This window comes from Pseudonocardia sp. Ae331_Ps2 (assembly GCF_001932405.1).
Taxonomy (GTDB): Bacteria; Actinomycetota; Actinomycetes; order Mycobacteriales; family Pseudonocardiaceae; genus Pseudonocardia.
This window is the reverse complement of the sequence record NZ_MCIM01000001.1, coordinates 5053924-5080571: the sequence shown is the minus strand read 5'-3', so window position 1 is coordinate 5080571 and position 26648 is coordinate 5053924. Positions and strand designations below refer to the sequence as shown.

21 protein-coding genes are annotated in these 26648 nt (G+C 75.4%); 12 read left to right on the top strand and 9 right to left on the bottom strand.

Annotated elements, in window-relative coordinates:
- The first annotated feature begins 82 nt into the window (after window positions 1-82).
- The gene (locus tag Ae331Ps2_RS23755; RefSeq protein WP_075306429.1) at window positions 83-2227 is read left to right on the top strand and encodes a bifunctional diguanylate cyclase/phosphodiesterase; all 2145 of its coding nucleotides are present in this window, start codon (window positions 83-85) and stop codon (window positions 2225-2227) included.
- A gap of 8 nt (window positions 2228-2235) precedes the next feature.
- On the opposite strand, the gene Ae331Ps2_RS23750 is transcribed toward Ae331Ps2_RS23755, so the two are convergent.
- Window positions 2236-3024, bottom strand: a complete 789-nt coding sequence (locus tag Ae331Ps2_RS23750; protein WP_075306431.1) for an LLM class F420-dependent oxidoreductase — start codon at window positions 3022-3024, stop codon at window positions 2236-2238.
- Between the two features lie 76 nt (window positions 3025-3100).
- Window positions 3101-3811 carry a DUF742 domain-containing protein gene (locus Ae331Ps2_RS23745; RefSeq protein WP_139318718.1) on the bottom strand — a complete coding sequence of 237 codons (711 nt, stop codon included), beginning with the start codon at window positions 3809-3811 and terminating at the stop codon, window positions 3101-3103.
- A gap of 493 nt (window positions 3812-4304) precedes the next feature.
- Between Ae331Ps2_RS23745 and Ae331Ps2_RS23740 the strand changes: the two genes are divergently transcribed.
- Window positions 4305-5234 (top strand): hypothetical protein, encoded by a 930-nt coding sequence (locus Ae331Ps2_RS23740; protein ID WP_075306435.1) that lies wholly within the window; start codon window positions 4305-4307, stop codon window positions 5232-5234.
- Window positions 5228-5581 carry a GntR family transcriptional regulator gene (locus Ae331Ps2_RS23735; protein WP_075306437.1) on the top strand — a complete coding sequence of 118 codons (354 nt, stop codon included), beginning with the start codon at window positions 5228-5230 and terminating at the stop codon, window positions 5579-5581. The genes Ae331Ps2_RS23740 and Ae331Ps2_RS23735 overlap by 7 nt, the downstream gene beginning before the upstream one ends.
- A 17-nt stretch (window positions 5582-5598) precedes the next feature.
- Here the strand turns inward: Ae331Ps2_RS23735 and Ae331Ps2_RS23730 are convergent, their stop codons facing one another.
- Window positions 5599-6807, bottom strand: coding sequence for an acyl-CoA dehydrogenase family protein (locus tag Ae331Ps2_RS23730; protein WP_075306439.1), 1209 nt, complete (start codon window positions 6805-6807; stop codon window positions 5599-5601).
- Between the two features lie 213 nt (window positions 6808-7020).
- On the opposite strand from Ae331Ps2_RS23730, the gene fdhA reads away from it, so the two are divergent.
- On the top strand, window positions 7021-8235 hold the full coding sequence (gene fdhA / locus Ae331Ps2_RS23725; protein ID WP_075306440.1) for a formaldehyde dehydrogenase, glutathione-independent: 1215 nt from the start codon (window positions 7021-7023) through the stop codon (window positions 8233-8235).
- 43 nt (window positions 8236-8278) lie between these two features.
- Here the strand turns inward: fdhA and Ae331Ps2_RS23720 are convergent, their stop codons facing one another.
- Window positions 8279-9127, bottom strand: a complete 849-nt coding sequence (locus tag Ae331Ps2_RS23720) for an NAD(P)-dependent oxidoreductase (protein ID WP_075306442.1) — start codon at window positions 9125-9127, stop codon at window positions 8279-8281.
- A 40-nt stretch (window positions 9128-9167) separates the two neighbouring features.
- Window positions 9168-10226: an iron-siderophore ABC transporter substrate-binding protein gene (locus Ae331Ps2_RS23715; RefSeq protein ID WP_198932175.1), complete on the bottom strand. Its 1059-nt coding sequence runs from the start codon at window positions 10224-10226 to the stop codon at window positions 9168-9170.
- A gap of 89 nt (window positions 10227-10315) precedes the next feature.
- On the opposite strand from Ae331Ps2_RS23715, the gene Ae331Ps2_RS23710 reads away from it, so the two are divergent.
- On the top strand, window positions 10316-11056 hold the full coding sequence (locus tag Ae331Ps2_RS23710; protein WP_075306446.1) for an HpcH/HpaI aldolase/citrate lyase family protein: 741 nt from the start codon (window positions 10316-10318) through the stop codon (window positions 11054-11056).
- 4 nt (window positions 11057-11060) lie between these two features.
- On the opposite strand, the gene Ae331Ps2_RS23705 is transcribed toward Ae331Ps2_RS23710, so the two are convergent.
- The 4 genes from Ae331Ps2_RS23705 to Ae331Ps2_RS23690 all read right to left on the bottom strand — a co-directional run bounded on the left by Ae331Ps2_RS23705 (window position 11061) and on the right by Ae331Ps2_RS23690 (window position 17527).
- Entirely contained in the window at window positions 11061-12206 is a 1146-nt protein-coding gene (locus Ae331Ps2_RS23705) for a VanZ family protein (RefSeq protein ID WP_083695906.1), read from the bottom strand.
- 54 nt (window positions 12207-12260) lie between these two features.
- A complete protein-coding gene (gene meaB / locus Ae331Ps2_RS23700) occupies window positions 12261-13244 on the bottom strand; it encodes a methylmalonyl Co-A mutase-associated GTPase MeaB (protein WP_075306448.1) in 984 nt (327 codons plus the stop codon).
- 144 nt (window positions 13245-13388) lie between these two features.
- Window positions 13389-15575, bottom strand: coding sequence for a methylmalonyl-CoA mutase (gene scpA / locus Ae331Ps2_RS23695; protein ID WP_233147763.1), 2187 nt, complete (start codon window positions 15573-15575; stop codon window positions 13389-13391).
- Between the two features lie 20 nt (window positions 15576-15595).
- Entirely contained in the window at window positions 15596-17527 is a 1932-nt protein-coding gene (locus Ae331Ps2_RS23690; protein ID WP_083695904.1) for a methylmalonyl-CoA mutase subunit beta, read from the bottom strand.
- Between the two features lie 300 nt (window positions 17528-17827).
- Between Ae331Ps2_RS23690 and Ae331Ps2_RS23685 the strand changes: the two genes are divergently transcribed.
- From Ae331Ps2_RS23685 to cydC, 7 genes are all read left to right on the top strand, one after another.
- The gene (locus tag Ae331Ps2_RS23685) at window positions 17828-18433 is read left to right on the top strand and encodes a sulfite oxidase-like oxidoreductase (RefSeq protein WP_075306454.1); all 606 of its coding nucleotides are present in this window, start codon (window positions 17828-17830) and stop codon (window positions 18431-18433) included.
- A gap of 2 nt (window positions 18434-18435) precedes the next feature.
- Entirely contained in the window at window positions 18436-19152 is a 717-nt protein-coding gene (locus Ae331Ps2_RS23680) for an FAD-binding oxidoreductase (RefSeq protein WP_020623838.1), read from the top strand.
- A gap of 111 nt (window positions 19153-19263) precedes the next feature.
- Window positions 19264-20193, top strand: coding sequence for an alpha/beta hydrolase (locus tag Ae331Ps2_RS23675; RefSeq protein WP_075306456.1), 930 nt, complete (start codon window positions 19264-19266; stop codon window positions 20191-20193).
- Window positions 20194-20348: 155 nt separating this feature from the next.
- Entirely contained in the window at window positions 20349-21875 is a 1527-nt protein-coding gene (locus Ae331Ps2_RS23670) for a cytochrome ubiquinol oxidase subunit I (protein WP_075306458.1), read from the top strand.
- A gap of 17 nt (window positions 21876-21892) precedes the next feature.
- A complete protein-coding gene (gene cydB / locus Ae331Ps2_RS23665) occupies window positions 21893-22957 on the top strand; it encodes a cytochrome d ubiquinol oxidase subunit II (RefSeq protein ID WP_075306460.1) in 1065 nt (354 codons plus the stop codon).
- Between the two features lie 5 nt (window positions 22958-22962).
- Window positions 22963-24756: a thiol reductant ABC exporter subunit CydD gene (gene cydD, locus Ae331Ps2_RS23660; protein ID WP_083695903.1), complete on the top strand. Its 1794-nt coding sequence runs from the start codon at window positions 22963-22965 to the stop codon at window positions 24754-24756.
- Window positions 24753-26459: a thiol reductant ABC exporter subunit CydC gene (gene cydC, locus Ae331Ps2_RS23655; RefSeq protein WP_075306462.1), complete on the top strand. Its 1707-nt coding sequence runs from the start codon at window positions 24753-24755 to the stop codon at window positions 26457-26459. The genes cydD and cydC overlap by 4 nt, the downstream gene beginning before the upstream one ends.
- The last annotated feature ends 189 nt before the right edge of the window (window positions 26460-26648 follow it).

Here is a 26648-nt window from a genome sequence, read left to right as displayed (position 1 = left end):
GCGGGTCGGATCGGTTACGGTGTTCACCGATCATCCCGATCATGAGGGAAGTCCCTCCCACCGGAGCGAACGGGGGCGGTGGATGCAGCAGGCCGACGTCGCCGCTGCACGCGCCGACCACGGACGGGCGCTCGTCGGCGCAGCCCTCCCCGACCCCGCCGACCTCGCCGCCCCGTGGACCGAGGAGCTGGCCCGCCGCTCGGTGCTGCCGGTCACCGAGCTGCGCCCGGTCGTCGACCGGGTGACCGGGCAGCTGCGGGCCGCCGCACTGGCCGAGCGGTACGACCCGGACCTCCCGGCCACCGCCGGCGGGGACCTGGTGCGGGCCCGGATCCACCAGCCGGGCTGCCTGGAGGTCGGGATGGAGCTGCTCGGGGCACACCTCGAACCGGCCGCCGACACCGCCGCCCGGGTCCGCCGGATCGCGGCGGTGCTCGCGTCGTTCGCCCGCGGGTTCACCGAAGCCACCCGCCGCCTGGTCCTCGCCGAGCACGAGCAGGTCACCCGCGCCGCACTGGAGGCCCGCCGCGTCGCCGAGGAGGCCCGCCGCCGCTCGGACCTGCGGCTGCGGACCGTCGTCGACTCCGCGGCCGTCGGGATCGTGATCTTCGACCCGGACGGCAGGCTCGTCGAGGTCAACGAGACCGCCGCGGTCATGCTCGGCTACACCCCCGCGCAGCTGCTGACGATGCGGGTCACCGACTTCGTGCCCCCGGAGTCCGCGCCGGAGGTGTGGGCGGAGCGGCCGCGGCTGCTCGACGGCTCGCTGGACCGGCTCCGGGTGGTCCGCTCGGTCCGGCGGGCCGACGACAGCGACGTGTGGATCGACGCCGTCGTCACCCTGCTCGGACCGGTCGGCGGTGACGAGCGGCTGTTCGTCGCGGTGGTGACCGACGTGACCGACCAGCTCCGGATGCGGGAGAGCCTGGCCCACCAGGCGTCGCACGACCCGCTGACCGGGCTGCCGAACCGGTCGCTGTTCTTCGAGCGGCTGCGCGCCGCGATCGACGCGGGCTCCTCCGGCGCCCGCCCCGGGGTCTGCTACCTGGACCTCGACGGGTTCAAGGTTGTCAACGACACCCTGGGCCACCAGGCCGGGGACCGGCTGCTGCAGGTGCTGGCCGACCGGCTGCGGGACACGCTGGAGCCCGCGGGCCACCTCGTCGCGCGGATGGGCGGGGACGAGTTCGTCGTGCTGGTGCCGTGCACCGCAGACCGGGCCGAGCTGGAGGAGGTCGCGACCCGCGCTCTGGGGACCGTGCGCAGGCCGGTCCGCGTCGACGGCCGCGACATCGTGATCTCGGCCAGCGTCGGGGTGGTGCGCCACGACGGCGAGCTGGACGCCGACGAGCTGATCGCCGCCGCCGACACCACCCTGTACTCGGCCAAGCGCGCCGGCCGCGGGCGCTACGTGCTCTACGACCGCGACCGGCACCGTGACGACGTCGCCCGCCTCGAGCTGTCCTCGCAGATGCCCGAGGCGCTGCGCCGCGACGACTTCGTGGTCGTCTACCAGCCGCTGGTCCGCCTCGCCGACGAGCAGACGATCGGGGTGGAGGCGCTGGTGCGCTGGCAGCGGCCCGACGGGCAGCTGCTGGGCCCGGACCGGTTCATCCCGCTCGCCGAGGAGACCGGGCTGGTCGTGCCGCTGGGCCGTCGTGTCCTCGACGAGGCCTGCCGGCAGGGCCGGATCTGGTCCGACGCGTACCCGGGCAGGCCGCTGACCATCAGCGTGAACGTCGCCGCCCGGCAGGTGACCGAGTCCGACCTGGTCGCCGACGTCGCGGCCACCCTGGAGCGCCACGACTGGCCACCCGAGCTGCTGCAGGTCGAGCTGACCGAGTCCGACCTGATGGGGTCGCCCGGCCGGCCGCTGGCGACGCTGCGCGAGCTCGACCGGCTCGGGGTGAAGATCGCCATCGACGACTTCGGGACCGGCTACTCGAACCTCGCCTACCTGCGGCACCTGCCGGTGCACCGGCTCAAGCTGGCCGGGCACTTCCTCGCCGGGACCGCCGAGCGCGACGACGTCATCCTGCGCACGCTGATCTCGCTGGCCTCGGCGCTGGACCTGGAGGTCACCGCCGAGGCGGTGGAGACCCGGGAGCAGGCGGCGCGGCTGCGCGAGTACGGCTGCGCCAACGCCCAGGGCTGGTACTACGCACCGGCGGTCGCCGCCGAACGGGTCCCGGACCTGATCCGGGACCCGTTCCTGCGCGAGCTCTGAACAGCCCGTCAGGCGGCGTTGCGCTCGTCGCGCCAGGCGATCCAGTCCTTCAGCCGGGCCAGGTCGTAGCCGCCCTGGCCGTCCTCGCCGACGGTGAACAGCCGAGCGCCGGCGTCGTACAGGGCGGCTGCGGAGTCCTGCGGGGAGCCCTCGACACCCACCGAGCGCTCGATCTCGGCCGGGTCGCGGCCGATGTCGCGGCAGTGTCCGTCGAGCACGGCGGACTTGCGGACGAGGGTGTCGACGTCGCCGAAGCCGTGCCAGATGCCGGCGTGCTCGGCGGTGTAGCGCAGTGTCTTCTTCTCGCCGCCGCCACCGATGAGGATCGGGATGTCGCGGGTGGGAGCCGGGTTGAGCTTCGACCACCGGTCGCGGATCCGGGGCAGGGCGGCGGCCAGGTCGTTCAGCCGGCCGCCCGCCGTGCCGAACTCGTAGCCATACTCGTCGTAGTCGCGCTGGAACCAGCCGGACCCGATGCCCAGGATGAGCCGGCCGCCGGAGATGTGGTCGACGGTGCGAGCCATGTCGGCGAGCAGCTCGGGGTTGCGGTAGCTGTTGCAGGTCACCAGGGCGCCGATCTCCACCCGGGAGGTCGCCTCGGCCCAGGCGCCGAGCATGGTCCAGCACTCGAAGTGCTTGCCGTCGGGCTCGCCGTAGAGCGGGAAGAAGTGGTCCCAGTTGAAGACGATGTCGACGCCGGCCTCCTCCGCGGCGGCGACGGTGCGGCGGATGTCGGCGTAGTCGGCGTGCTGGGGCTGCAGCTGCAGCCCGATGCGGACGGGACGGGGATCGGTCATGTCCCCATCCTGGCCCCGGCGGGCGGTCCTCGCAGGGCGCCCGCGGACCGGGGGCAGCGCTGTCGTGCCCGGCGACCTACAGCCTGCGCAGCCCCGCCAGGACCCGGTCCATCAACGCGACGCTCGGCCCGTCCTCCGCCGAGGACACGCCGTGCACCACCAGTCGCCCCTCGGAGGCGAGGTCGTCGATGAGCACGCGGGCCACACCCAGCGGCACCGCGGCCAGCGCCGCGACCTCCGACACCGACCGGGGCCGGGCGCAGAGCCGCAGCACCGTGGCGCGCTCGACCGACTCGGCCCGCGGGGCGGGGCCGGGGGCGGGCCGCACCGAGACCAGCGTCTCCAGCCGCAGCTCGGCGCGGACCCGGGTACGGCCACCGGTCATGACGTAGGGCCGGACCGGGGCGAACGCCGGGACCTGCGGCGACGCGCCGGCCGCACCGCCGCCCGTGCCGCCGGCCGCGCCGCTGTCCGAGCCGCCGGCAGCCCCGCCGTCCGTGCCGGCGGCAGCACCCGACGGGTGGCCCGGACCCGCGGTGGCGGGGCCGTCCGGCCGGCCCGCGACCATCGGCAGCGGGGCGGTGTCGGCGAGGCCCGCACCGACGGCGTCGGGGTTCTCCGGGGCGATGCCGCCAGGTGTGGCGGCCGCGTTGCCGGGTGCGCCGTCGGCCGACGGCGCTCCCGCGCCCTCCGCCCCGGCCCGGGCAGCGGCCCGCCGGGCCGCGCGCTCGCGGCGGCTCAGCCGGGTCCGCTTCGCCGAGTGCCCGCCGAACCGGGCCCCGGTCACCCCGACCAGGCTCTCCGGCTCGGGCTCCTCCCCGACGACGGTCGGCCCCGACCCCGAGTCCGACTCCGGGGTCGGCTCCGGTGGTCTGCCGTGCGGGTACTCCGGGACGGGGGCGTCCCGAACCGGGCCCCGGTGCGTCCGATCTCCGACCGTGCCATCCACCCTCCGCGCGTCGCGACCCCGACGGCCCGGGGGCGCCGCGGTCGTCCGTTCCGCCCCACGCTGCGCTCGTCGTCACGATGCGCGACCGGGAGCCACAGGGTGGCGCGGGACGGCTACCGCACCGTATCGCCCGTGTCACGTCCGTGTGACGCGACCCCATCCGTGCAGGTCACACGCACGGCGGTTCACCCGATCCAGTGAGCGGTGCCGACGCGTGCCGACCACCGCCGGCGCGCCTGCCCGGCACACCCGTATCCCCCGAGGGATGCGCTGGCAGCATTGTTCTAGTACATTGCGAACAAGTTCAGTTCGTTCGAGGACGGAGGACGTCATGACCACATCCCCCACACCCGCCGGCCGTACGAGCCGGCGCCGGCTGCTGGCCGCCGCCCCCGCGGTGGCACTGACCCTGGCCGGGCTCGCCGCCCTGGTGGCGACCCGGCCGGACGGCCGGTTCGCCGTCCCGGTGGTCGTCATCGGGCTGCTCGCGCTGGGGCTGCCGCTGCTGCGGCTGCGTTCCGGGCGGCCCGATGTCGAGCGTCGCGCCGTCGGCACGTCCTGGGCGTTCGCCGTCATCGTGTGGTGGGTGCCGGCCTCCCGGCTGGCCCCGCAGGTCCCCGGTTGGGCCTGGACCGTCGCCGTGCTCGCCGGGGCCGTGGTCGCCTACGGACTGGGGCACGTGCTCGCCGGTCCGGACGCCCCGCACCCGTCGGCGACCGGGGGCGCCCCGGCCGGCGCGGTGCGCACCCCGCTCGCGCCAGGTGAGCGCTACCTGTGGGCGCGCTCCGTGCTCTCCCGTCCGACCCTGGTCCTCGCGGGCGTGCTGGTCCTGGCCGGGGTGGCGCTGCTGCTCGCGGGCGGGGCGGCCCCGCTCGTCGTCGTGCTGATCGCCGCTGCCGTCGTCACGACCGCGCTGACCGCCGTCGCCCGGGTCCGGGTCGACGACGCCGGGGTGCACGTCCGCCAGGCCCTGCTCGGCCGCCCGCTGGCCGAGGCACCGCTGGCCGAGGTCCGCGGCGCGCGGTCGGAGCAGCTCGACCCGGAGCACTTCCGCTGGAACGAGTACGGCGTCCTGCGCCGGACGCCGTCGGTGCTCGGCTACCGCGCCCGGCGGGCCGGGGAGGCGCTGGTGCTCGACCTCACCGACGACCGCAGGTTCGTCGTCACCGTGCCCGACGCCGCCACCGCGGCCGGACTGGTCAACGCCGAGCTGGACCGGCGCGCCGGGCAGGGCGCGGCCGGCGCCGCACCGTCGTGCTGATCCGGGTCGACCCGTCGTCGCCGGTGCCGCTCGGGGACCAGGTCGCGGCCTCGGTCCGCCGGGCGGTCGCCGACGGGCGGGCCGCCGCCGGGGACCGGCTGCCGCCTGCCCGTGAGGTCGCGGGCGCGCTCGGGATCAACCTGCACACCGTGCTGCGCGGCTACCAGCAGCTGCGCGACGAGGGCCTGGTCGACCTGCGGCGCGGCCGCGGGGCCGTGCTCAGCGAGCGGGCCACCGGTGGGCGCGCCGAGCTGGAGCGCAAGGCCACCGAGCTGGCCGAGCTCGCCCGCCGCCTCGGGCTCGACGAGTCCGACGCCCTCGGCGCGGTGCGGGCCGCCTTCCGCTGACGCCCCCGGCGTCGCCGTCAGCCGAGCGGGCTGCGCGGGAGCAGCCGGTCGGAGATGATCTTGCGTTGGATCTCGCTCGTGCCCTCGAAGATCGTCGTCAGCCGGGCGTCACGCCAGTGCCGTTCCACCTGGTGCTCGGTGGTGTAGCCGTTGCCGCCGTGCAGCTGGACGCCGTCCGCGGTGACCTCGGCGGCCATCTCGGTGGCCAGCAACTTGACCATCGCCGCCTCCCGCTCGCAGGGCTCGCCGAGGTCGAGCCGGTGCGCCACGTTCTGGTAGAAGGCGCGGGCCTGCTCGACCCGGGCGGCCATCGTGGCGAGGGTGAACCGGACGGCCTGGAAGTCGCCGATCGGGTGCTCGAACTGGTGGCGGCGCTGGAGGTAGCGCACGCAGTCCTCGACGGCGGCCCTGGCCAGCCCGACCGCGCGCGCCGCGGTGTGCACCCGGGCGATGTTGAGCCAGGCCTGGGCGTCGGCGAAGCCCTCGCCGCCGTCGCCGAGCTGGTTGCCGACCGGCACCCGCACACCGTCGAACTCCAGGTCCCAGGTGACGAAGCCGTGGTAGCCGATCTTGTCGATGGGCCGGCCGGTGATCCCGGCGGGGAAGGTGTCGCGCTCCTTCTCCACGACGACGGTCGCGAGGCCCGCGGAGCGCTTCTCCCCCGGCGCCGGGTCGTCGGTGCGCACCAGCACCTGGATGAAGTCGGCGGCCTTGGCGTTGCCGGTCCAGCGCTTGTGCCCGGTGATCACGAACTCGTCGCCGTCGCGGACCGCGCGGGTCTCCACCGCGGCCAGGTCGGACCCGGCGTCGGGCTCGGACAGCGCGATCGCGCCGATCCACTGTCCGCGAGCCGACCGGCGCAGCAGCTCCGCGCGGCGCCGCGGGTCGGCGACGGCGGTCCCGGCGCCCTGCGCGCGGGCGATGATCGACCCGACGCTCATCCAGGCCCTGGCCAGCTCCTCGGCCACCATGCAGTACTCGAACGCACCGAGGCCGAGACCGCCGTGCTCGCGGTCGACGGTGATGCCGAAGTAGCCCAGCTCGCCCATCTCGTCGAGCAGGTCGCGGGGGATCTCGCCCTTGCGCGGGTCCAGCTCGTCGGCGACGGGCAGCACCCGGCTCGCGGCGAACTCGCGGGCCTGCTTCAGCAGCGCCTCGCGCTCGGGGGTGTGGTACGGCGCGGGGAGCACCGGGACCGGCGGCTCGAGAAGATCGTCAACGGCCATCCGCGCAGTATCACCCGCGCCGTCGTCCGGCGCCGGGCGGCGCTGCCCCCTTCGGACCTGCACCCATCGTCAGGTGCGCACCCCGCCACGAGCTGGGAGGGTCGGGACCAGCGACGTGGCCGGCCCCGATGGGGCGCAGGGGATCCCTCGGTCCACGGAGCCACCGTGCGGCCGTGATCGCGGCCCGCACCCCCGCGCAACGAGGAGCACGTCATGCCCGACAACCGCGTCGTCGTGTACAAGGGGCCCGGCCAGGTCGCCGTCGAGTCGATCGACTACCCGAAGCTGGAGCTGCCGTCCGACGTCGTCGACGGCCTCGGCATCGCGCGCAAGGCCCCGCACGCGGCGATCCTGAAGATCGTCACCACCAACATCTGCGGCTCCGACCAGCACATGGTCCGCGGCCGCACGACCGCACCGGTCGGGCAGTCCCTCGGCCACGAGATCACCGGCGAGATCGTCGAGGTCGGCGACGACGTGCTGTTCGCGAAGGTCGGCGACATCTGCTCGGTGCCGTTCAACATCGCCTGCGGGCGGTGCCGGATGTGCAACGAGGGCAAGACCGCTGTCTGCCTGAACGTCAACCCGGCCCGTCCCGGCGCCGCCTACGGCTACGTCGACATGGGCGGCTGGATCGGCGGCCAGGCCGAGTACGTGATGGTGCCCTTCGCCGACTTCAACCTGCTGCGCTTCCCCGACCGCGACCAGGCGCTGGAGAAGATCCTGGGCCTGACGATGCTCTCGGACATCTTCCCGACCGGCTACCACGGCGCGGTGACCGCGGGAGTGACCACCGGGTCGACGGTCTACGTGGCCGGCGCCGGGCCGGTCGGGCTGGCCGCGGCGCACGCCGCACAGCTGCTGGGGGCGGCCGCGGTCGTCGTCGGGGACATGATCCCCGAGCGGCTCGCCCAGGCCCGCAGCTTCGGCTGCGAGACCGTCGACCTGTCCGCCGACGGCACCCTGGCCGAGCAGCTCGAGCAGCTGCTCGGCGAGCCCGAGGTCGACGCCGCCGTCGACGCCGTCGGCTTCGAGGCCCGCGGACACGGCCGCGACGCCGGGGAGGCGCCCGCGACCGTGCTGAACTCGGTCATGGAGGTGACCCGGGTCGGCGGCGCGCTCGGCATCCCGGGGCTCTACGTCACCGGCGACCCCGGTGCCGCCGACGACAAGGCCAAGGAGGGCACCCTGGGCGTGCGGATCGGGCTGGGCTGGGCGAAGTCGCACAGCCTCACCACCGGTCAGTGCCCGGTGAAGAAGTACAACCGGCAGCTGATGCAGGCGATCCTGTCCGACCGGGCGCAGATCGCGAAGGCGGTCAACGCGACCACGATCTCGCTGGACGACGCCCCGCGCGGCTACCAGGAGTTCGACGGCGGCGTGGCCCGCAAGTTCGTGATCGACCCGCACGGCAGCGTCGCGGCGTGAGATCGGCCGGGTCCGGTGCCGCCGAGGCGGTGCCGGGCCCGGCTCAGCCGTCCTGCCCGGCCCCCGCCGCGCGCCGGTAGAGCTCCGCGGCGGCGCGGGAGAAGCCGTCGGGCAGCCCGACGGCGGCGAACGCGTCGGCCGCCTCGTCCATCTCCCCCGCCCAGCGCCACGCCCTGCCCGCCATGCGCTCGCGGGCGTGGGCCAGCGCGGCGGCGTGGTCGACCCCGGCCCGGTCCAGCTCGGCGTGCAGGGCGTCGGTGACGCCGAACGCCGCCGCGGCCTCCTCCAGCGCCACCCACAGCATCGGTGCGGCCTTGCTCTGCAGCGCGAAGCAGGCCTTGAGCCCGCTCGCGGTGCCCAGGTCGGTCCCGGCGGTCCCGAGCACCCGGGCGTCGAACGGGCCGGGCTCGAACAGGGTGGCGGCGGCGTCGGCCCCCGGCCCGGACAGCCACAGCGTCGTGGTGCCCGCCGTCCACGCCGGCGGTCCGATGACGGCGCCGTCGCAGACGGTCGCACGGTCGCCGAGGAGCGTCGCGACACCGCGGACGGTGTCCGGGGACACGGCGTTGGCCTCGACGTAGAGCGGCCGGTCGGTGCGCCCGGTCAGCCCGGAGCCCACCAGGCCCGCCACCTCGCGCGCGGCGTGCGGCGGGCAGATCGACACGATCACGTCGGCCCGGGCGGCGAGGTCGGCGACCGTCGGCACCGCCTGCAGGTCGGCCAGCTCGGCGCGCTTGGCGGTGGCGTGCGAGCGGCCGGCGTCGGCCCAGATCACCGCGCCGGCCCGGGCCTTGAGGGCCGAGCCGAGTGCGGCGCCCATCGCGCCGGGGTGCAGGACCCCGACCACCGGCCGGGCGGGCAGGGACACCGGCTGCGCGGACGGCGACGACATGGGGTGATGATCGCACCCCGCCGTCGGCGGCCGGCCGGGCTCACCCCGTCCCGAGTGCGGCGGCCAGGTCGTCGAGCACCACGCGCGCGGCCTGCGGGCCCGCGTTGAGGAACCAGGTGTCGTCGTCGACGGCGGTGGTGCGCCGGTCCCGCACGGCACCGAGCGAGGCCCCGATCCCCTCGGTCAGCAGGGCCGGCGGCCGTGCGTCCGGTGCGGCGCCCTGGACGCCGTAGAAGATCCATCCGGCGTCGGCGCGGCCGAGCTCCTCGGCGGACAGGTCCTCCGAGGTCGCGGCGAAGCGCTGGCTCGGCGGCCGGGTGATCCCGGCGTCGGCGAGCAGCGAGCCGGGGAACGAACCGACGCCGAAGACCCGGACCCGGGTGGGCTGGATGCGCAGCAGCGACACCTCGACCGGCCCGGCCTGCTCGCCGACGGCACGGGCCCGCCCGGCGAGGTCGTCGACGAGGGCCTGCGCGGCGCCGGCCCGGCCCAGCGCGTGCCCGATCAGCAGCAGGTCGGTCTTCCAGTTCACGCCGTTGCCCCGGGTCATCACGGTCGGCGCGATCGCGGACAGCCGGGAGGCGACCTCCTGCGCCCCGGCCACGTTGGCCACGATCAGGTCCGGGCGCGCCGCGGCGACCGCCTCGATCGCCGGGTCGGTGCGCAGGCCCAGGTCGGCCATCGCCGCCAGCGCGGCCCGGTGCTGCGGGAACGCCGTGGTGAGGTACTCCGGGACCATCGTGGCCGCCTCGGCCCGGGTGGACCCGACGGGCACGACGCCGAGGGACAGCAGCCCGTCGAGCTGCCCGGTGGAGATGACCACGACCCGCCGGGGCTCGGCCGGGATCGTCGTGGTGCCCGTCTCGTGGGTGACGGTGCGCGGGAAGACGCCGTCGGGCTCGGGCGAGCCCTGCCCGGCGGGCAGCGCGGTGGGGGCCGCACCGTCCGTGCCCGCCGGCGCGGGTGTCCGGGTCGCCCCGGCGCCGCAGCCGGCGAGCAGGAACAGGCACACCGCGGCGGCCACCGCACGGGGCAGGACGGGGCGCACGGCACGGGGCACGGCTCGGCGCACGGTTCGGCCGGGGAAGGTGAGGCTCACCTGACCATCCCAGCCGACGGGGGTCCGGCGCACAACGAGACGACGATCTCGACTGGCGCGTCGGACGGGTCGGGCGGCACGGTCGTCGCATGACGACTGATCCCCTGTTCACCGACGACGCGGTCGGTGGCTGGCTGCAGCTGCCCTCCTCCGCCGTCGCCGAGATCGCCGGCTCCGTCGGGTTCGACCTGGTCTGCGTCGACACCCAGCACGGCCTGATCGGCGACGACACCGTTCTCGGCATGCTGCAGGCCCTGTCCGCGACCGGGACGCCGGCGCTGGTACGGGTCCCCGGTCACGGCGCGGAGGGCATCGGGCGGGCCCTGGACCGGGGCGCCGACGGCGTGATCGTCCCGCTCGTCGACACCGGCGAGCAGGCCGCGGCGGCGGTCGCGGCGTGCCGCTACCCGCCGGACGGGGTGCGCAGCTTCGGCCCGGTCCGCCCGTCGTGGCAGGGCCGCGACGTGTTCGCCCCGCCCCGCACGGTGGTGATGGTGGAGACGGTCGCGGCGGTGGCGAACCTGGCCGACATCGTGGCCGTCGACGGGGTGGCGGCGGTGTTCGTCGGGCCGTCGGACCTGGCGCTGGCGCACGGGCTCCCGGTCGCCGCCCAGGACGACGGCGGCCCGGGGTCCGACCGCCACGCCGAGCTGGTCTCCGGGATCACCGCGGTGTGTGCGCGGGCCGGGGTGCCGGTGGGCATCTACTGCGACTCCCCCGCGCACGTGCGGCGCTTCCGGGCGCTGGGGTGCACGTTCACGATGCTCGCCGCGGAGCAGGCGATCCTGCGGGCGGCGCTGGCGGAGAAGCTGGCCGACGCCCGGTCCTGAGCGGTCAGCCCGCGGACCCGTCCCGCACCACGCGACGGTCGTCCGGGGTGGTGCGGGTGGGCTCCCTGGCGTCGACCATCGCGAGCCCGGTGAGGCGTCCGGCCACCCCGCGGTGGCCGGTGCTGCGCCAGAGCCCGACCAGGCCGACGAGCCCCCATACCAGCCCGAGCAGGCCGAGCCCCCCGGACGGACCGGACAGCAGCAGGAAACCGCCGGTGCCGAGCAGTGCCCGGGCGAGGCGGCGTCCGCGGCCGGGGACCCTGCCGTCGGGCAGCGCCGGGCGCAGCCGCACCGCACGCTGGCCGACCGTCCCGCCCCGGCCGAACAGCGGCACGACCAGGAACGCCAGCAACGGCACCCAGAAGCCGACGACGGCGTTGGCGGTGTCGTACCAGTCCGGGAACGGCGCCCGCAGCCCGGCGACGACGGTGACCCCACCGAGCAGCAGCGCCCCGAACAGCGCCCCGGTCGCCCACACCGCCATCAGGTCGCACACGGCGCCGAGCAGGCGTCGCCCGCCGGTGACCGGCGCCGGGAGGTCCGGGTCGCCCGTCTCGTCCCACGAGCGGGGCCGCAGCAGCATCGCGGCGAGCCCGCCGAGCAGGGCGCCCGCGGTGTTGGCGATGAGGTCGTCGACGTCGGCGAGCCGGTAGGCGCACGGGAACAGGAACCAGTTGCCGGTGTACTGGGTGGCCTCGACGAGCAGCGAGACCGCGAACCCGGCGGCGACGGTGACCGGCAGCGAGCGGCGGAACACCCCGCGCAGCAGCCAGCCCAGCGGCGCGAACAGCACCACGTTGAGCACGACCTGCTGGACGGCGGCGTTCGCGAGCCAGGCCCGCGCGCCGGTCGCGTCCTGGCGGGCGGCGATCCGGGCGATGTCGCCGACGAAGGCGAACGGCCGGGTCTGCAGCGAGTCCGCCGCGGTGCGCCCGGCGCAGAACGCCGCGTCGACCTGGGGCAGCGGGAGCAGGGTGTAGCCGAGGATCGCCAGGCCGTACACCGGGACGGCGACGAGCACGGCCAGCTCCCCGGGCCCGAACCGGCCGCGGCGACGGTAGGTCACCGCGACGACGGGGACGAGCACGGCCAGCACCAGCGCCGACCCGAGCCCGATCGCCAGCATCCCGGGGATGATCCGCTCGTTCACGGTCGCCGACGCTAGTGACCCGCCCCGGTGCGGGCAGGGACCGAAACGGGTGGTTCAGCCCAGGACGTCGAGGATCTGCTGGGCGGCGAGGGTGGGGGTGAGCCCGCCCTCGCGGACCTCGGCAGTGAGCTTCGGGAGCCGCTCGGCCGTCGCCGGGTCGTGCAGCACCCGGTCCATCAGCCGGTCGCGCACCATCTGCCACATCCACTCGACCTGCTGGTCGGCGCGCCGGGTCGCGAGCTCACCGGCGGACTCGAGGGCCTCGCGGTGCGCGGTGACCTTCTCCCACACCGCGTCCAGCCCCTTGCCGGTCTGCGCCGAGCAGGACAGCACCGGGGTGCGCCAGTGCGCCGAGGTGGGGGTCATCATGTGCAGCGCGCCGGCGAGCTCACGGGCCGCGGCGCGGGCGTCGCGCTCGTGCGGGCCGTCGGCCTTGTTCACCGCGACGACGTCGGCGAGCTCCAGGATGCCCTTCTTGATCCCCTGCAGCGCGTCGCCGGTGCGGGCGATGGTGAGGAACAGGAAGGTGTCGACCATCCCGGCGACGGCGGTCTCGGACTGGCCGACCCCGACGGTCTCGACGAGCACGACGTCGAACCCGGCGGCCTCCATGACCACCATCGTCTCCCGGGTGCGGCGGGCGACCCCGCCGAGCGTGCCCGCCGAGGGCGAGGGCCGCACGAACGCGTCCGGGTCGACGGCCAGGCGCGGCATCCGGGTCTTGTCCCCCAGGATGGAGCCGCGGGTCCGGGTGGACGACGGGTCGACGGCGAGCACCGCCACCCGGTGGCCCTGCGCGGTGAGCTTCGACCCCATCGCCTCGATGAACGTCGACTTCCCAACACCGGGCACCCCGGAGATGCCGACCCGCACCGCGTGCCCGGCCTTCGGGGTGAGCTCCAGGAGCAGCTCCTGGGCGGCCCGCTGGTGGTCGGGCCTGCTGGACTCGACCAGGGTGATCGCCCGGGCGAGCAGGGTGCGGTCGCCGGCCAGGACCCCGCGGGCGAGCTCCGCGGGGTCGGGGACGCGAGGGGCCATCGGCGGGACTCTCCTTGCGGGTCGGCACCGCGCCCGGTGCGCGGGTGGGCACACCGGGCGCAAGGACGGCGGCACGGTGACAGCGGCACGGTGACGGAGGCACGAGCCCGGGGACACCGTGACGGCGACACCGTGCCGGCGGGCTCAGTCGGCGTAGACGCTGCCGGCCGGTGCGGACGTGTCCGGGTCGTCGTGACCGAGCGCGGCGGACAGCTTGCCGAGCAGGTCGACGGCCGCCTCGGCGATGACCGTGCCGGGCGGGAACACCGCGGCGGCGCCCATCTCCAGCAGCTCCGGCACGTCCGCGGGCGGGATGACCCCGCCGACGACGACCATGATGTCGTCGCGCCCCAGCTCGGCGAGCTCTCGGCGCAGCTCCGGGACCAGCGTGAGGTGTCCTGCGGCCAGCGAGCTGGCGCCGATCACGTGCACGTCGGACTCGGCGGCCTGCTTCGCGACCTCGGCCGGGGTCTGGAACAGCGGCCCGACGTCGACGTCGAAGCCGATGTCGGCGAACGCGGTGGAGATGACCTTCTGGCCGCGGTCGTGGCCGTCCTGGCCCATCTTCGCGACCAGGATGCGGGGCTGGCGGCCCTCGTGGCGGGCGAACTCGGAGACGAGCTCGCGGGCGCGGTCGATCGCCGGGTTCTGCCCGGCCTCGGCGGAGTACACACCGGAGATGATGCGGATCTGACCGGCGTGGCGCCCGAAGACCTTCTCGAGTGCGTCGGAGATCTCCCCGACCGTGGCCTGGTCGCGGGCCGCGTTCACGGCCAGCTGGAGCAGGTTCTCGTCGTCGGAGCGCGACGAGCCCTCGGCGATCTTCTCCGCGGCGCCGGTCAGCGCCCGCAGCGCTTCGTCGACGGCGCGGTCGTCGCGCTCGGCGCGCAGCCGCTGCAGCTTCTCGAGCTGCTCGCGTCGCACGTTCTTGTTGTCGACCTTGAGCACGTCGATCTGCTCGTCGGCCTCGACGACGTACTTGTTGACGCCGATCACCGGCTGGCGGCCGGAGTCGATGCGGGCCTGGGTGCGGGCCGCGGCCTCCTCGACACGCATCTTCGGGATGCCGGCGTCGATGGCCTGGGCCATGCCGCCGGCCTTCTCGACCTCGTCGATGTGCGCCCACGCCCGCTTGGCGAGGTCGTAGGTGAGCTTCTCGACGTAGTACGAGCCGCCCCACGGGTCGACGACGTTCGTGGTGCCCGACTCCTGCTGCAGCAGCAGCTGGGTGTTGCGGGCGATCCGCGCGGAGAAGTCCGTCGGCAGCGCGAGGGCCTCGTCGAGGGCGTTGGTGTGCAGCGACTGGGTGTGGCCCTGGGTCGCGGCCATCGCCTCGACGCAGGTGCGGACGACGTTGTTGTAGACGTCCTGCGCGGTCAGCGACCAGCCGGAGGTCTGGGAGTGCGTCCGCAGCGACAGCGACTTGGCGTTCTGCGGCTCGAACCGGTTCACGAGCTTCGACCAGAGCAGGCGGGCGGCCCGCATCTTGGCGACCTCCATGAAGAAGTTCATGCCGATCGCCCAGAAGAAGCTCAGTCGCGGGGCGAACTTGTCGATGTCCAGCCCGGCGTCGACACCGGCCCGCAGGTACTCCACGCCGTCGGCCAGGGTGTAGGCGAGCTCCAGGTCGTTGGTCGCACCCGCCTCCTGGATGTGGTACCCGGAGATGGAGATCGAGTTGAACTTCGGCATCTTCCGGCTGGTGAAGCCGAAGATGTCGGAGATGATCTGCATAGACGGCTGCGGCGGGTAGATGTAGGTGTTGCGGACCATGAACTCCTTCAGAATGTCGTTCTGAATGGTTCCGGTCAGCTTCTCGGGGCTCACGCCCTGTTCCTCGGCGGCGACGATGTAGAGCGCCAGCACCGGGAGGACGGCGCCGTTCATCGTCATCGACACCGACATCTTGTCCAGCGGGATGCCGTCGAAGAGCTGGCGCATGTCGAGGATCGAGTCGATCGCGACACCGGCCATGCCGACGTCGCCCGCCACGCGGGGGTGGTCGGAGTCGTACCCGCGGTGGGTGGCCAGGTCGAACGCGATCGACAGGCCCTTCTGCCCGGCCGCGAGGTTGCGCCGGTAGAACGCGTTGGACTCCGCGGCGGTGGAGAATCCGGCGTACTGGCGCACCGTCCACGGCTGGTTGGTGTACATCGTCGGGTACGGCCCGCGCAGGTACGGGGTGATGCCCGGGTAGGTGTGCAGGAAGTCGACGCCGGCGAGGTCGTCGGCGGTGTAGAGCGGCTTGACGCCGATCCCCTCCGGTGCTTCCCACGTCGGGGCGGAGCCGTTCCACGCCGTGGCGGGCGCTGTGTCGCCCAGGAGCGGCACGGTGGTGAAGTCGGGAATGCTCACTTCGAGCCCTCCAGGTGGGTGTACACGTCGTCCAGGACGGCGAGGGCGTCGCAGCCGGCGAACAGGTGGCCGTCGACGCCGGGCACCGGCTCCTTCGGCTTCCCCGCGAGCAGGATGTGGGTGGCCCCGGCCTCGCGCAGCGCGGCGGCGGCCTCGGCGGCCCGCTCGTCGTAGAGCGTGTCCGAGGAGCAGAGCACCGCGACCGGCGAGCCGCTCTTCCCGAACGCCTCGACGACGTCGGCTGCGGTCTCGGTCGGGCCGGCGTCGACGGTGTCGACACCGCCCGCGGCCAGCAGGTTGCGGGTGAACCCGGCGCGGGCGGTGTAGACCGCCAGCGGGCCGAGGGTCGCCAGGAAGGCGGTGGGACGCGAGCCCGTCTCGGCCAGCAGCGCGTCGGAGCGGTCCCGGTGGGCCTCGTAGGCCTCGGCGGGGCGGTAGAGCGGCAGCCCCCCGCGCTCGACGGCCGGCGGCAGCGGGGTGCGTCGCACCGGCTTCTCGTTCAGGTCGGGGAACTCCGAGACGCCGGTGAGCGGGGCCTTCCGCTTCGCGACGTCGGCCTCGCGGCGGGCGCGGACCTCGCCCACCTTCTCCGCGACCAGGCCGGAGTCGAGCGCGGCGACCGCGCCACCCGCGGCCTCGATCTCGACGAAGAACTCCCAGGCCACCCGCGCGAGGTCCTCGGTGAGGTGCTCGACGTACCAGGACCCGCCCGCCGGGTCGATGACCCGCGCCAGGTGCGACTCCTCGACCAGCAGGTTCTGGGTGTTGCGGGCGATGCGGCGGGAGAACGGCTCGGCGACGCCGAGGGCGGCGTCGAACGGCGGCACGGTGACCGCGTCGGCCCCGCCGACGCCCGCGGCGAACCCGGCGACGGTGCCGCGCAGCATGTTCACCCACGGGTCGCGCCGGGTGAACAGCGCGTCGGGGACGGTGGCGTGCTGGGTCTGCGGCACGTCGGTGACGCCGGAGGCCTCCAGCACCCGGGCCCACAGCCGCCGGCCCGCCCGCAGGGTCGCGATCGTCGGGAACTGCTCGGGAGTGGCGGCGTAGCGGAACTCGATCAGCCGGGCCGCGTCGGCCACCCCGATCCCCGCGGCGTCCAGGGCACGCAGGTAGGCGACCCCCGCGGCCAGGGACCAGCCCAGCTCCTGGGCGTCGGAGCCGCCGGCCTCGCGGACCACGGTCGCGTCGACGGTGATCGCGGTGACCTTGTCGAAGGTGCCGTGCACGCGACGGGCGACCTCGACGACGGACTCGACGTCCGGGCCGGAGCCCGCGCGGGCGCGCAGCCCGATCGGGTCGACGCCCAGCGAGCCGAGCAGCTCGGCGTCCTCGACGCCGTTGCGGGCGGCCAGGTCCAGGTAGGCGTGCGCGGCGGCGACCTGCTCGGTCCCGGCGTCGAGGGCGACCCCGGCCAGGTCCAGGTGCACGCCGTCGAGGGCGCGCGCCAGGTCGGCGACGGCGACGCCGCCCTCGCCCACCCGCAGCCACACCGAGGTGACGCCGCACTCCAGGTCCGCCAGCACGGCCTCCCGGACGGCGGCCGGGTCGGTGCCCGCGTGGCGCTGGCGGATGTCCCAGCCGTCGGGGACGTGCCCGTCGGTGCGGGCGCCGCGGGTGAACGGCCACGACCCCGGCACGCCGGTGGGCGGCAGGTCGGTGGTGTCCTCCTCGGCGTAGAGCGGCGCGCCCCGGATCCCGTCGGGTGAGGTGCGGGTCAGGGTCTCGACCCCGGCCCCGAGCTCGGCGTCCTCGCCGAGCCGGCCCGACTTGCGCACCACCGCGTCCACGGCGGCGAGCCACTGGTCGCGGGTGACCGGGTCGAAGGCGCCCGCGAGGACCAGCTCCTCCGGCTCCACCGGAGCATCCACGGAAGAGCCCTCCGGACCGGCTGCGCGGCCGACCGCGCTGCGGTCACTGTCCGTCATCCGCTCTGTTCTCCTCACCGGCCCGCGGGGCGGCCTCGTTGCCCGCCGGATGGCGCCGTCGTCGACGCCACCGAAGTGCAGCGGAGTCTAGTGAGCCGGTGCCGCCAGGGGCATGCGCTGTGGCGAGGCGCGCACGGCCTGTGATGCACCCGACTGGCGCAACGGGGCCGTCCGGGGGCCTCGCGGCGTGCACGCGGCCGTTCCCCGCCGGTAGTCCCCACCGGTAGCCCCTGGCGGCCGGGTGCCGGTGTGACGGGCCGGGGCGGGAACAACCGGGGGCGGGGGTGCATTGTGGTCGGCATGCCCCGCGTGACCCGAGGATTCGTCGGGCGCAGACCGCGTGACCGACGGCTGCCGCCCGGCCAGTACGACGCCGGCGACCAGTGGCCGGTGCTGACCGCCGAACGCGCCCCCGTGCTGGACACCGCCCGCTGGACCTTCCGCATCGACGGTCTCGTGCAGCGCCCGGTCGAGTGGACCTGGGACGAGATCCGCGCCCTGCCCCGCGAGCGGTGGGACGGCGACATCCACTGCGTCACGACCTGGTCGAAGTTCGGGATGCGCTGGAGCGGGGTCGCGGTCGACACGCTGCTGGAGGCGGCGGGACCGCTGCCGGAGGCGCGGTTCGCCGTCGCGCACTCGCACTCGGGCTACACCACGAACATGCCGCTGTCGGACCTGACCGGCGGCCGGGCGTGGCTGGCGTTCGAGGCACAGGGCGCGCCGCTGACCCGCGAGCACGGCGGCCCGGCACGGTTGCTGGTGCCGCACCTCTACTTCTGGAAGAGCGCGAAGTGGGTCGCCGGGCTGCGCCTGCTCGCCGAGGACGAGCCGGGCTTCTGGGAGCGCAACGGCTACCACGACCGCGGCGACCCGTGGTCCGAGCAGCGGTTCCAGGGGGACTGACGGTGGACACCACCCCACGCCGCACCCTGCGCTGGCAGGCCGCGACCGTGCTGTCGGTGCACGACGAGGCCCCGGGGGTGAAGACCTTCCGGCTGGGCCTGGAGGAACCGGCCACCCACCTGCCGGGCCAGTACTACGTGCTGCGCCTGACCGCCGAGGACGGCTACACCGCGCAGCGCTCGTACTCGGTCGCCTCCGCGCCCGACGGGCGGCCGGAGATCGCCCTGACCGTCGAACGTCTCGACGACGGCGAGGTGTCGGGGTTCCTGCACGACGTCGCCGTCGTCGGGGACGTGCTGGAGGTCCGCGGCCCGGTCGGGGGCTGGTTCGCCTGGGACGGCGTCTCCCCCGCGCTGCTGGTCGGCGGCGGGTCCGGGCAGGTTCCGCTGGCCGCGATGCTGCGTCACGCCCGCGCCGTCGGCCGTCCCGACCTGGTGCGGATGCTGGTCTCGGTCCGCACCCCCGACGATCTGTTCTACGGCGAGGAGCTCACCGGTCCGCCGGTCACCGCGGTGTTCACCCGGACCGCCCCGCCCGGCGCGACCCGCCCGGCGGGCCGGCTCACCCTCGCCGACCTCGCCCCGCTGGTCCGCGGCGGGGAGACCGCGTTCGTGTGCGGCTCGCCGGCCTTCTCCGCCGCCGCGGCCGACCTGCTCGCCGCCGCCGGCGTCCCCGACCACGCGATCCGGATCGAGCAGTTCGGCCCGACCGGGGCCTGACCGAGCGGCCGGGCACCGGGGTGCGGCACGATGACCCGGCCCCGAGACTCCGCGTGCTGCCGCGAGCGGCCCGGACCGACTCGATCCGCCCGTGCACCGCAGGAGCAGACGATGACCGTCACCCCCGCCGAGACGTCGTTCCCGAGCGGCGGGCTGCGCTGCGCGGCCTGGCTCCTCACGGCGTCCGGCGACGCGCTCACGAACGACCGCGGCCGGCCCTGCGTCGTCATGGCGCACGGGTTCGGTGCCACCCGCGACTCCGGGCTGCTGCCCTTCGCGCAGCGTTTCGCCGCCGCGGGCTGCGCGGTGCTGGTGTTCGACTACCGCGGGTTCGGCGCCTCCGACGGCACCGGCGACCCGCGGCTCGACCAGGACGTCCACCACGGCCGCCACCGCGCCGACTACCACGCCGCGATCGCGTACGCCCGCACGCTGCCCGGCGTCGACCCGGAGCGGATCGTGCTGTGGGGCAGCTCGTACTCCGGCGGGCACGTGGTCCCGGTCGCCGCCCGCGACGGCCAGGTCGCCGCGGTGATCTCCCAGGGCGCCGCGATGGACGGGGCCGCCGCGCTGCTGGAGATCCTGCGCTACGCCGGGCCCGGGCAGCTGGCCCGCCTCACCGGGCACGGCCTGCGCGACGCCGCCGCCGGGCTGCTCGGGCGCCCGCCGCACCGGATCGCGGTGTTCGGGCCGCCCGGGTCGACCGCGGCGATCACCTCGCACGACGCCGAGAGCGGCTACTCCTCGATCGCCGGACCCGGGTTCCGCAACACCATGCGGGCCCGGGGCGCGCTGCGGATCCCGCTCAACCGCCCGGTGACGGCGGCGCGGCGGCTGCGGGCGCCGATCCTCGTCGTCGTCGCGGCGCGGGACTCGATCGCGCCGCCGGCGTCGGTGCGTGCGGTCGCCGCCCGGGCCGGGGCGGGCTCGGAGGTGCTGGAGCTGCCGTGCGGGCACTTCGACATCTATCTCGGCGAGATGTTCGAGCGGTCCGTGGCCGCGCAGGTGGACTTCCTGCGGCGCACCCTCGCCGTCGCCTGACCGGGCCGGACAGGACCGGACCGAGCCCCCCGGACCCGGGGGCGAGCGCACCCGCGGCGGCCCGCGTGTCCAGCGCCACCGGGCCCGGGTCCCCGCTGATCTTCTACTTCCGGTAGAACTACTACTGGACGTAGAACTTCGCTCGGGAGGTCCCGATGGACGCGCTCGACCTGGCTCGCTGGCAGTTCGGGATCACCACGATCTACCACTTCCTGTTCGTGCCGCTGACCATCGGGCTCTCGGTGATCGTCGCGTCGCTGCAGACCGCCTGGTTCCGCACGGGCCGGGAGGAGTACCTGCGGGCGACGAAGTTCTTCGGGAAGCTGTTCCTGATCAACTTCGCGATGGGCGTGGTCACCGGGATCGTGCAGGAGTTCCAGTTCGGGATGAACTGGAGCGCCTACTCCACCTTCGTCGGCGACGTGTTCGGCGCGCCGCTGGCGATGGAGGCGCTGATCGCGTTCTTCCTCGAGTCCACCTTCATCGGGCTGTGGATCTTCGGGTGGGACCGGCTGCGCCGGGGCGTGCACCTGGCCTGCATCTGGGCCGCCGCGATCGGGTCGAACCTGTCGGCGTACTTCATCCTCGCGGCGAACGCCTGGATGCGGAACCCGGTCGGCTACGAGGTCGACCGCGCCACCGGCCGGGCCCGGCTCACCGACATCGGCGCCGTGCTGACCAACCCGCAGGCCTGGTCGACCTACGCCCACGTCGTCGCCGCGGCGTTCCTGATCGCGGGCCTGTTCGTCGCCGCGGTCAGCGCCTGGAAGCTGATGCGCGAGCGCTGGCGCCGTCCCGGTGACGCGACGCCGCACCCGAGCGAGCACACGCTGTTCCGCAAGACCCTGCGCACCGGGTTCCTCGTCACCCTCGTCGCCGGGGTGCTGGTCATCGCCTCCGGTGACCACCAGGCCAAGCTGGCCGCCACCTACGAGCCGATGAAGCTCGCCTCGGCCGAGGCGCTGTGGCAGACCGAGGAGTCGGCCGGGTTCTCACTGTTCGCCGTCGGCGACGTCCAGGGCAGCCGCAACCACATCAACGTGCAGATCCCCGGCGTCCTGAGCTTCCTGGCCACCGGGAGCCCGTGGGGCCCGGTGCAGGGCATCGAGAACGTGCAGGCACAGTACGAGGCGCTCTACGGCCCCGGGGACTACCGGCCCAACATCGCCGTCCTCTACTGGGCGTTCCGGCTCATGATGGGCCTCGGCCTGGCCGGGGTCGCGGTCGCGACGGCCGGGCTCTGGCTCACCCGCGGCGGACGGCTGCCCGGCTTCACCCGCGACGGCGCACCGGCTCCGGCCGGGCGGCTCCAGCGGTGGGCCTACCGGGGCGTGATCGCCGCGCTGCCCGCCGCGCTGGCCGGGAACATCGCCGGCTGGGTGCTGACCGAGATGGGCCGCCAGCCCTGGACGGTGCACGGCGAGCTGCTCACCGCCCAGAGCGTCTCCCCCGGGGTGAGCCTGGGCCAGGTCGCGTTCTCCCTGGCCACGTTCACCGTGCTCTACGGGGTGCTCGCCGTCGTCGAGGTGCGGCTGCTGTTCCGCTATGTGCAGGCCGGTCCCGGCGCCGCACTGCCCTACACCGACGATCCCGACGGCCCCGACGGCTCCGACGGCCGTCCCGACGACGGCGCCGCCGTCGGCACCGACGACGAGCGCCGCCCCGCGGCGTTCAGCTACTGACCTACGGAGGGACGACGATGGACCTGCCCACGATCTGGTTCCTGGCCGTGGCCGTGCTGTGGACCGGCTACCTGGTGCTCGAGGGGTTCGACTTCGGCGTCGGGATGCTGGTCCGCGTCCTGGGCCGCGACGAGGAGGCCGACCGCGAGGCGGCGCTCGGCGCGATCGGCCCGGTGTGGGACGGCAACGAGGTGTGGCTGATCGCCGCCGTCGGCGCGATGTTCGCCGCCTTCCCCGCCTGGTACGCCGCGACGCTGTCGGGCCTCTACCTGCCGGTGCTGCTCGTCCTGCTGGGCCTGATCGTGCGCGGGGTCGGGCTGGAGTACCGGCACAAGCGCTCCGACGCGTCCTGGAAGGCCCGCTGGGACCTCATGATCGGTCTCGGGTCGCTGGTCCCGGCCTTCGTGTGGGGCCTGGTGCTCGCCAACCTGGTCCGCGGCCTGCCGACCGAGCTCAGTGCCCCGGGCAGCGGGCAGAACACCGTGGTCACGGCCTCGCTCGCGGACCTGCTGAACGGCTACGCCCTGCTCGGCGGCGTCGTCACCACTGCGCTGTTCCTCCTGCACGGCGCGGTGTTCCTGGCGCTCAAGACCGACGGGCCGGTGCGGTACCGGGCACGCCGGTTCGCCCTGCGGGCGGTGGTTCCGGTCCTGCTGGTCACCGTCGCCTTCCTGGCCGCGACGCTCGCGCTGCGTGAGCCGTCCTGGACCGGCACGGTCGCCTGGGTCAGCGGGCTGGCCCTCGCCGCGGCCGGGGTGGCGCTGCTGCTCGGCCGCGAGGGGTGGGCGTTCACCGCCACCGCGCTGTCGATCGGCGGGCTGTCGGTCGTGCTGTTCGGGCAGCTGTACCCGTCGCTGCTGCCCTCGACCACCGACCCCGCCCACACCCTGACCGTCGCGAACGCCGCGTCCGCGCCCTACACGCTCACGGTCATGAGCTGGGTCGCGGCCGTGTTCCTGCCGCTGGTCCTCGCCTACCAGTCCTGGAGCTACTGGGTGTTCCGCAAGCGCCTCGGCGGGGCGCGGGTCGCACCGGAGGGGCCCGCCGGCCCTCGTGGCACCGCGGTACCGGCGCCACGATGACGACCATGTCGCACCCGTCCACCCCGTCGGCTCCGCCGGCCCCGCCGGGCACCGCCGGGGCGCCGCCCGCGGGCGGCCCGCCCGTCGACCCGCGGCTGCTGCGCACCGCGAGCGCGGTCCGGGTGCACCTGGCCGTCGCCGCGGGCTGCGGGGTCGCCGCGACCGGGCTGATCCTGGCCCAGGCCTGGCTCGTGTCGCGGGTGGTGGCCGGGGCGACGCCGTCGTTCGCCACCGACGGCACGCCCATCGGTCCGGGCGCCGGGCTCGACACCCTGGCCCGGCTGGTCGGGGGCGTCGCCGTCGTCGCGGTGGCGCGGGCGCTGCTGACCTACGGCGCGGAGTCCGCCGCGCTGCGCTGTGCCGCCCGCGCCAAGTCCCAGCTGCGGACGGCGCTCGTGCGCCGGCTCGCGCTCGCCGCGCCGGACCCGCGGCGGTCCTCCGGCGAGATCGTCACCCTGGCGACCCGCGGGCTCGACGCCCTCGACGACTACTTCGCCCGCTACCTGCCCCAGCTGGTGCTCGCCGTCCTGGTCCCGGTCGCGGTGCTGATCGTCGTCGCGGACGCCGACTGGATCTCCGCGGTCGTCATCGGGGTGACGCTGCCGCTGATCCCGCTGTTCATGGTCCTGGTCGGGATGCACACCCGGGCCAGGACCGACCGCCAGTGGCGGCTGCTGTCGCGCCTGGGCGGGCACTTCCTCGACGTCGTGCAGGGGCTGCCGACGCTCGCGCTGTTCCGCCGTGCGCAGGTCGTCGCGGGCAAGGTCCGGGAGACCACGGACGAGCACCGGCACGCCATGACCGGCACCCTGCGGGTCGCGTTCCTGTCCGCGTTCGTGCTGGAGGTCCTCGCGACGCTGGCCGTCGCCCTGGTCGCGGTCGAGGTCGGGCTGCGGCTGCTCTACGGGAACCTCGACTACGCCACCGCGCTGTTCGTGCTGGTCCTGGCCCCGGAGGCGTACCTGCCGCTGCGCGAGGTCGGTGCCCGGTTCCACGCCAGCATGGAGGGGGTCGCCGCCGCCCGGCAGGTGTTCGCCGAGCTCGACCGCCCCGTCGGCGGCGCCACCGGCGGGACCGCTCCGGTGCCGGCCGCCGACCCGGCCGGGCGCGGCCTGACCGTCGACGGGCTGCGGGTGCGCTACCCCGGTGCGGACACCGACGCCGTCGCCGGGCTGTCGCTGGGCCTCGCCCCCGGTGAGACGGTGCTGCTGCGCGGCCCGTCCGGGGCCGGGAAGTCCACCCTGCTCGGGGTGCTGCTCGGCACCGTCGCCCCGACCGGCGGCACCGTGATCGTGCACGGCCGGGACGGAACCGCCGCCGAGCTCGCGGAGCTGGACCTCGACGCCTGGCGGCGCGGGGTGGCCTGGGTCCCGCAGCAGCCGCACCTGTTCGCCGACACCGTCGCCGCCAACGTCCGGCTCGGCGCCGGACGGGACAACGTCACCGACGACGCCGTCCGCGCGGCCGCACGCCGGGCCGGACTCGACACCGTCGTCGCCCGGCTGCCCCGGGGCTGGGACACCGTGCTCGGTGAGGGCGGCACGCAGCTGTCCTCCGGCGAGCGCCAGCGGGTCGCGCTGGCCAGGGCGTTCCTGCGCGACGCGCCGCTAGTCCTGCTCGACGAGCCGACCGCGCACCTCGACCCCGACTCCGCCGCCGCGGTCCGCACCGCGGCCACCGAGCTGCTGCGCGGGCGCACCGCGGTCGTCGTCGCCCACGACGCGGGCTGGGCCGAGCACACCGACCGCACGGTCACGATCGCCCCCGCCACGATCACCCCGGCCGGGGGTCCCCGATGAGCCCCTGGTCGCTGGCCCGCAGCGTGCTGGCGCCCCGGCTGCGCGGCGTCGTCGGTGGCGCGCTGCTCGGCGCGCTCGCCACCGCCTGCGGTGCCGGGCTGCTGTCGCTGGCCGCCTGGCTGCTCGCCACCGCCGCCCAGCACCCGTCGGTGACGGCGCTGTCGGTCGCCGTCGTGCTCACCCGTGCCCTCGGCGTCGGACGCGGGGTGGCTCGCTACGCCGAGCGGCTGGTCGGGCACGACGCCGCCCTGCGCGCGCTGTCGGACATGCGCGGCCGCGTCTACGCCCGGCTCGCCGCCACCGAGCCGGTCCACCGGTTCCGGTCCGGCGAGCTCGTCGCCCGGCTGGTCGGCGACACCGACTCCGTGCAGGACCTGGTCGTGCGCGGGATGCTGCCGGTCGTCGCGGCCGCGGTCGCCGGGTCCGGTGCGGTGCTGCTCGCCACCGCGCTCTACCTCCCCGGCGGCGCGCTGCTCGCGGGCGGGCTGCTGCTCGCCGGGGTCGCGGTGCCCGCCCTCGCCGCGGCGCTGTCGCGGCAGCCCGCCGAGCGCGCCGGCGTCGCGCGGGACCGGCTGGCGACCGCCCTGGTCGACCTGCTCGACGGCGGCCCCGAGCTGCTGGCCCACGGAGCGACCGGCCACGCCGTCGACGCGGTCGCCCGGGCCGACGCCGAGCTGACCCGCACCGCCCGCCGCGACGCCGCGCTGCTCGGCCTCGGCGCGGGCTCCGGCGCCCTGGTCGCCGGGCTCACCCTGGCCGGGACGCTGCTGCTGGGCGTCGCCGCCGTCGACGCCGGTGCCCTCGGCGCGGTCCCGCTGGCCGTGCTGGTGCTGACCGCGCTGGCCGCGTTCGAGATCGTCGCGCCGCTGCCCGCCGCCGCGGCCCGGCTCGCCGCGGTACGCGCCGGGATGGCCCGGCTGGTGCCGGTGCTCGACGCCGCGCCCGCCGTCGCACACCGCGAACCGGGCGCCACACCGCTGCCCCGTCGCGGCGACCTGGCGATCCGCGGTCTCACCGCGGCCTGGCCGGGACCGGGACCGGACGGCCGCGGCCGCACCGTCCTGCAGGGGGTGGACCTCGACGTCGGGCGCGGGGAGGTCGTGGCGCTGGTCGGCCCCAGCGGGTCGGGCAAGTCGACGCTGGCCGCGGTGCTGTTCCGGTTCCTCGACCCGCGCGCGGGCACCGTCCGGCTCGACGGGCACGACCTGGCGGTGCGGGCACCCGAGGAGGTCCGCGCGGTGGTCTCCGGGGTGCCGGCCGACCCGCACGTGTTCGACTCGACGGTCCGGGAGAACCTGCGCCTGGCCGCCCCCGACGCCGACGACGCCGTCCTGCACGACGTCCTGCGCCGGGTCGGGCTCACCGGCCTGGCGCTCGACGACGAGGTCGGCGCACACGGTGCCCGGCTGTCCGGTGGGATGCGCCGGCGGCTCGCGCTGGCCCGCGCGCTGCTCGTCGACCCGGCGGTGCTGGTGCTCGACGAGCCCACCGCCCACCTCGACCCGGACACCCGCGACGCCGTCCTCGACGACCTGCTCGCCGCCGCGGCGGGGCGCGCGGTGCTGCTCATCACCCACGACCCGGCGGTGCTGCCGCGGGCCGACCGCGTGTACACGCTGCGCGACAAGAAGGTCCACCTGCGTGACGGGGCTGCGTGCAGCCCTCGCGAACCGCGGCCCTACCCTGCTCCGAACGTCCGATAGCGGGCTCGCGCCGGCTCCGGGCGTGCCCGGGGTTCTCTCAGTCAGGTCACAGGAGGCCCCTGACACGCTGGGAGCACCTCGCCGGGACACCGTCCCGCGCAGGAGTGCAGGAGTCAGTACGAGCCCGCGCGCGCCACGGCATCCGCCCGGCGCCGCGTCCGGTCAGAACGTGAGGTCACCACCCCGTGC

Coding starts and splice junctions, on each gene's coding strand:
- Ae331Ps2_RS23690 (WP_083695904.1), bottom strand. CDS start 17,527: ATGACGGACAGTGACCGCAGCGCGGTCGGCCGCGCAGCCGGTCCGGAG.
- Ae331Ps2_RS23670 (WP_075306458.1), top strand. CDS start 20,349: ATGGACGCGCTCGACCTGGCTCGCTGGCAGTTCGGGATCACCACGATC.
- Ae331Ps2_RS23755 (WP_075306429.1), top strand. CDS start 83: ATGCAGCAGGCCGACGTCGCCGCTGCACGCGCCGACCACGGACGGGCG.
- Ae331Ps2_RS23710 (WP_075306446.1), top strand. CDS start 10,316: ATGACGACTGATCCCCTGTTCACCGACGACGCGGTCGGTGGCTGGCTG.
- Ae331Ps2_RS23675 (WP_075306456.1), top strand. CDS start 19,264: ATGACCGTCACCCCCGCCGAGACGTCGTTCCCGAGCGGCGGGCTGCGC.
- Ae331Ps2_RS23730 (WP_075306439.1), bottom strand. CDS start 6,807: ATGGCCGTTGACGATCTTCTCGAGCCGCCGGTCCCGGTGCTCCCCGCG.
- Ae331Ps2_RS23685 (WP_075306454.1), top strand. CDS start 17,828: ATGCCCCGCGTGACCCGAGGATTCGTCGGGCGCAGACCGCGTGACCGA.
- cydB (WP_075306460.1), top strand. CDS start 21,893: ATGGACCTGCCCACGATCTGGTTCCTGGCCGTGGCCGTGCTGTGGACC.
- fdhA (WP_075306440.1), top strand. CDS start 7,021: ATGCCCGACAACCGCGTCGTCGTGTACAAGGGGCCCGGCCAGGTCGCC.
- Ae331Ps2_RS23750 (WP_075306431.1), bottom strand. CDS start 3,024: ATGACCGATCCCCGTCCCGTCCGCATCGGGCTGCAGCTGCAGCCCCAG.
- meaB (WP_075306448.1), bottom strand. CDS start 13,244: ATGGCCCCTCGCGTCCCCGACCCCGCGGAGCTCGCCCGCGGGGTCCTG.
- Ae331Ps2_RS23740 (WP_075306435.1), top strand. CDS start 4,305: ATGACCACATCCCCCACACCCGCCGGCCGTACGAGCCGGCGCCGGCTG.
- Ae331Ps2_RS23720 (WP_075306442.1), bottom strand. CDS start 9,127: ATGTCGTCGCCGTCCGCGCAGCCGGTGTCCCTGCCCGCCCGGCCGGTG.
- cydC (WP_075306462.1), top strand. CDS start 24,753: ATGAGCCCCTGGTCGCTGGCCCGCAGCGTGCTGGCGCCCCGGCTGCGC.
- cydD (WP_083695903.1), top strand. CDS start 22,963: ATGTCGCACCCGTCCACCCCGTCGGCTCCGCCGGCCCCGCCGGGCACC.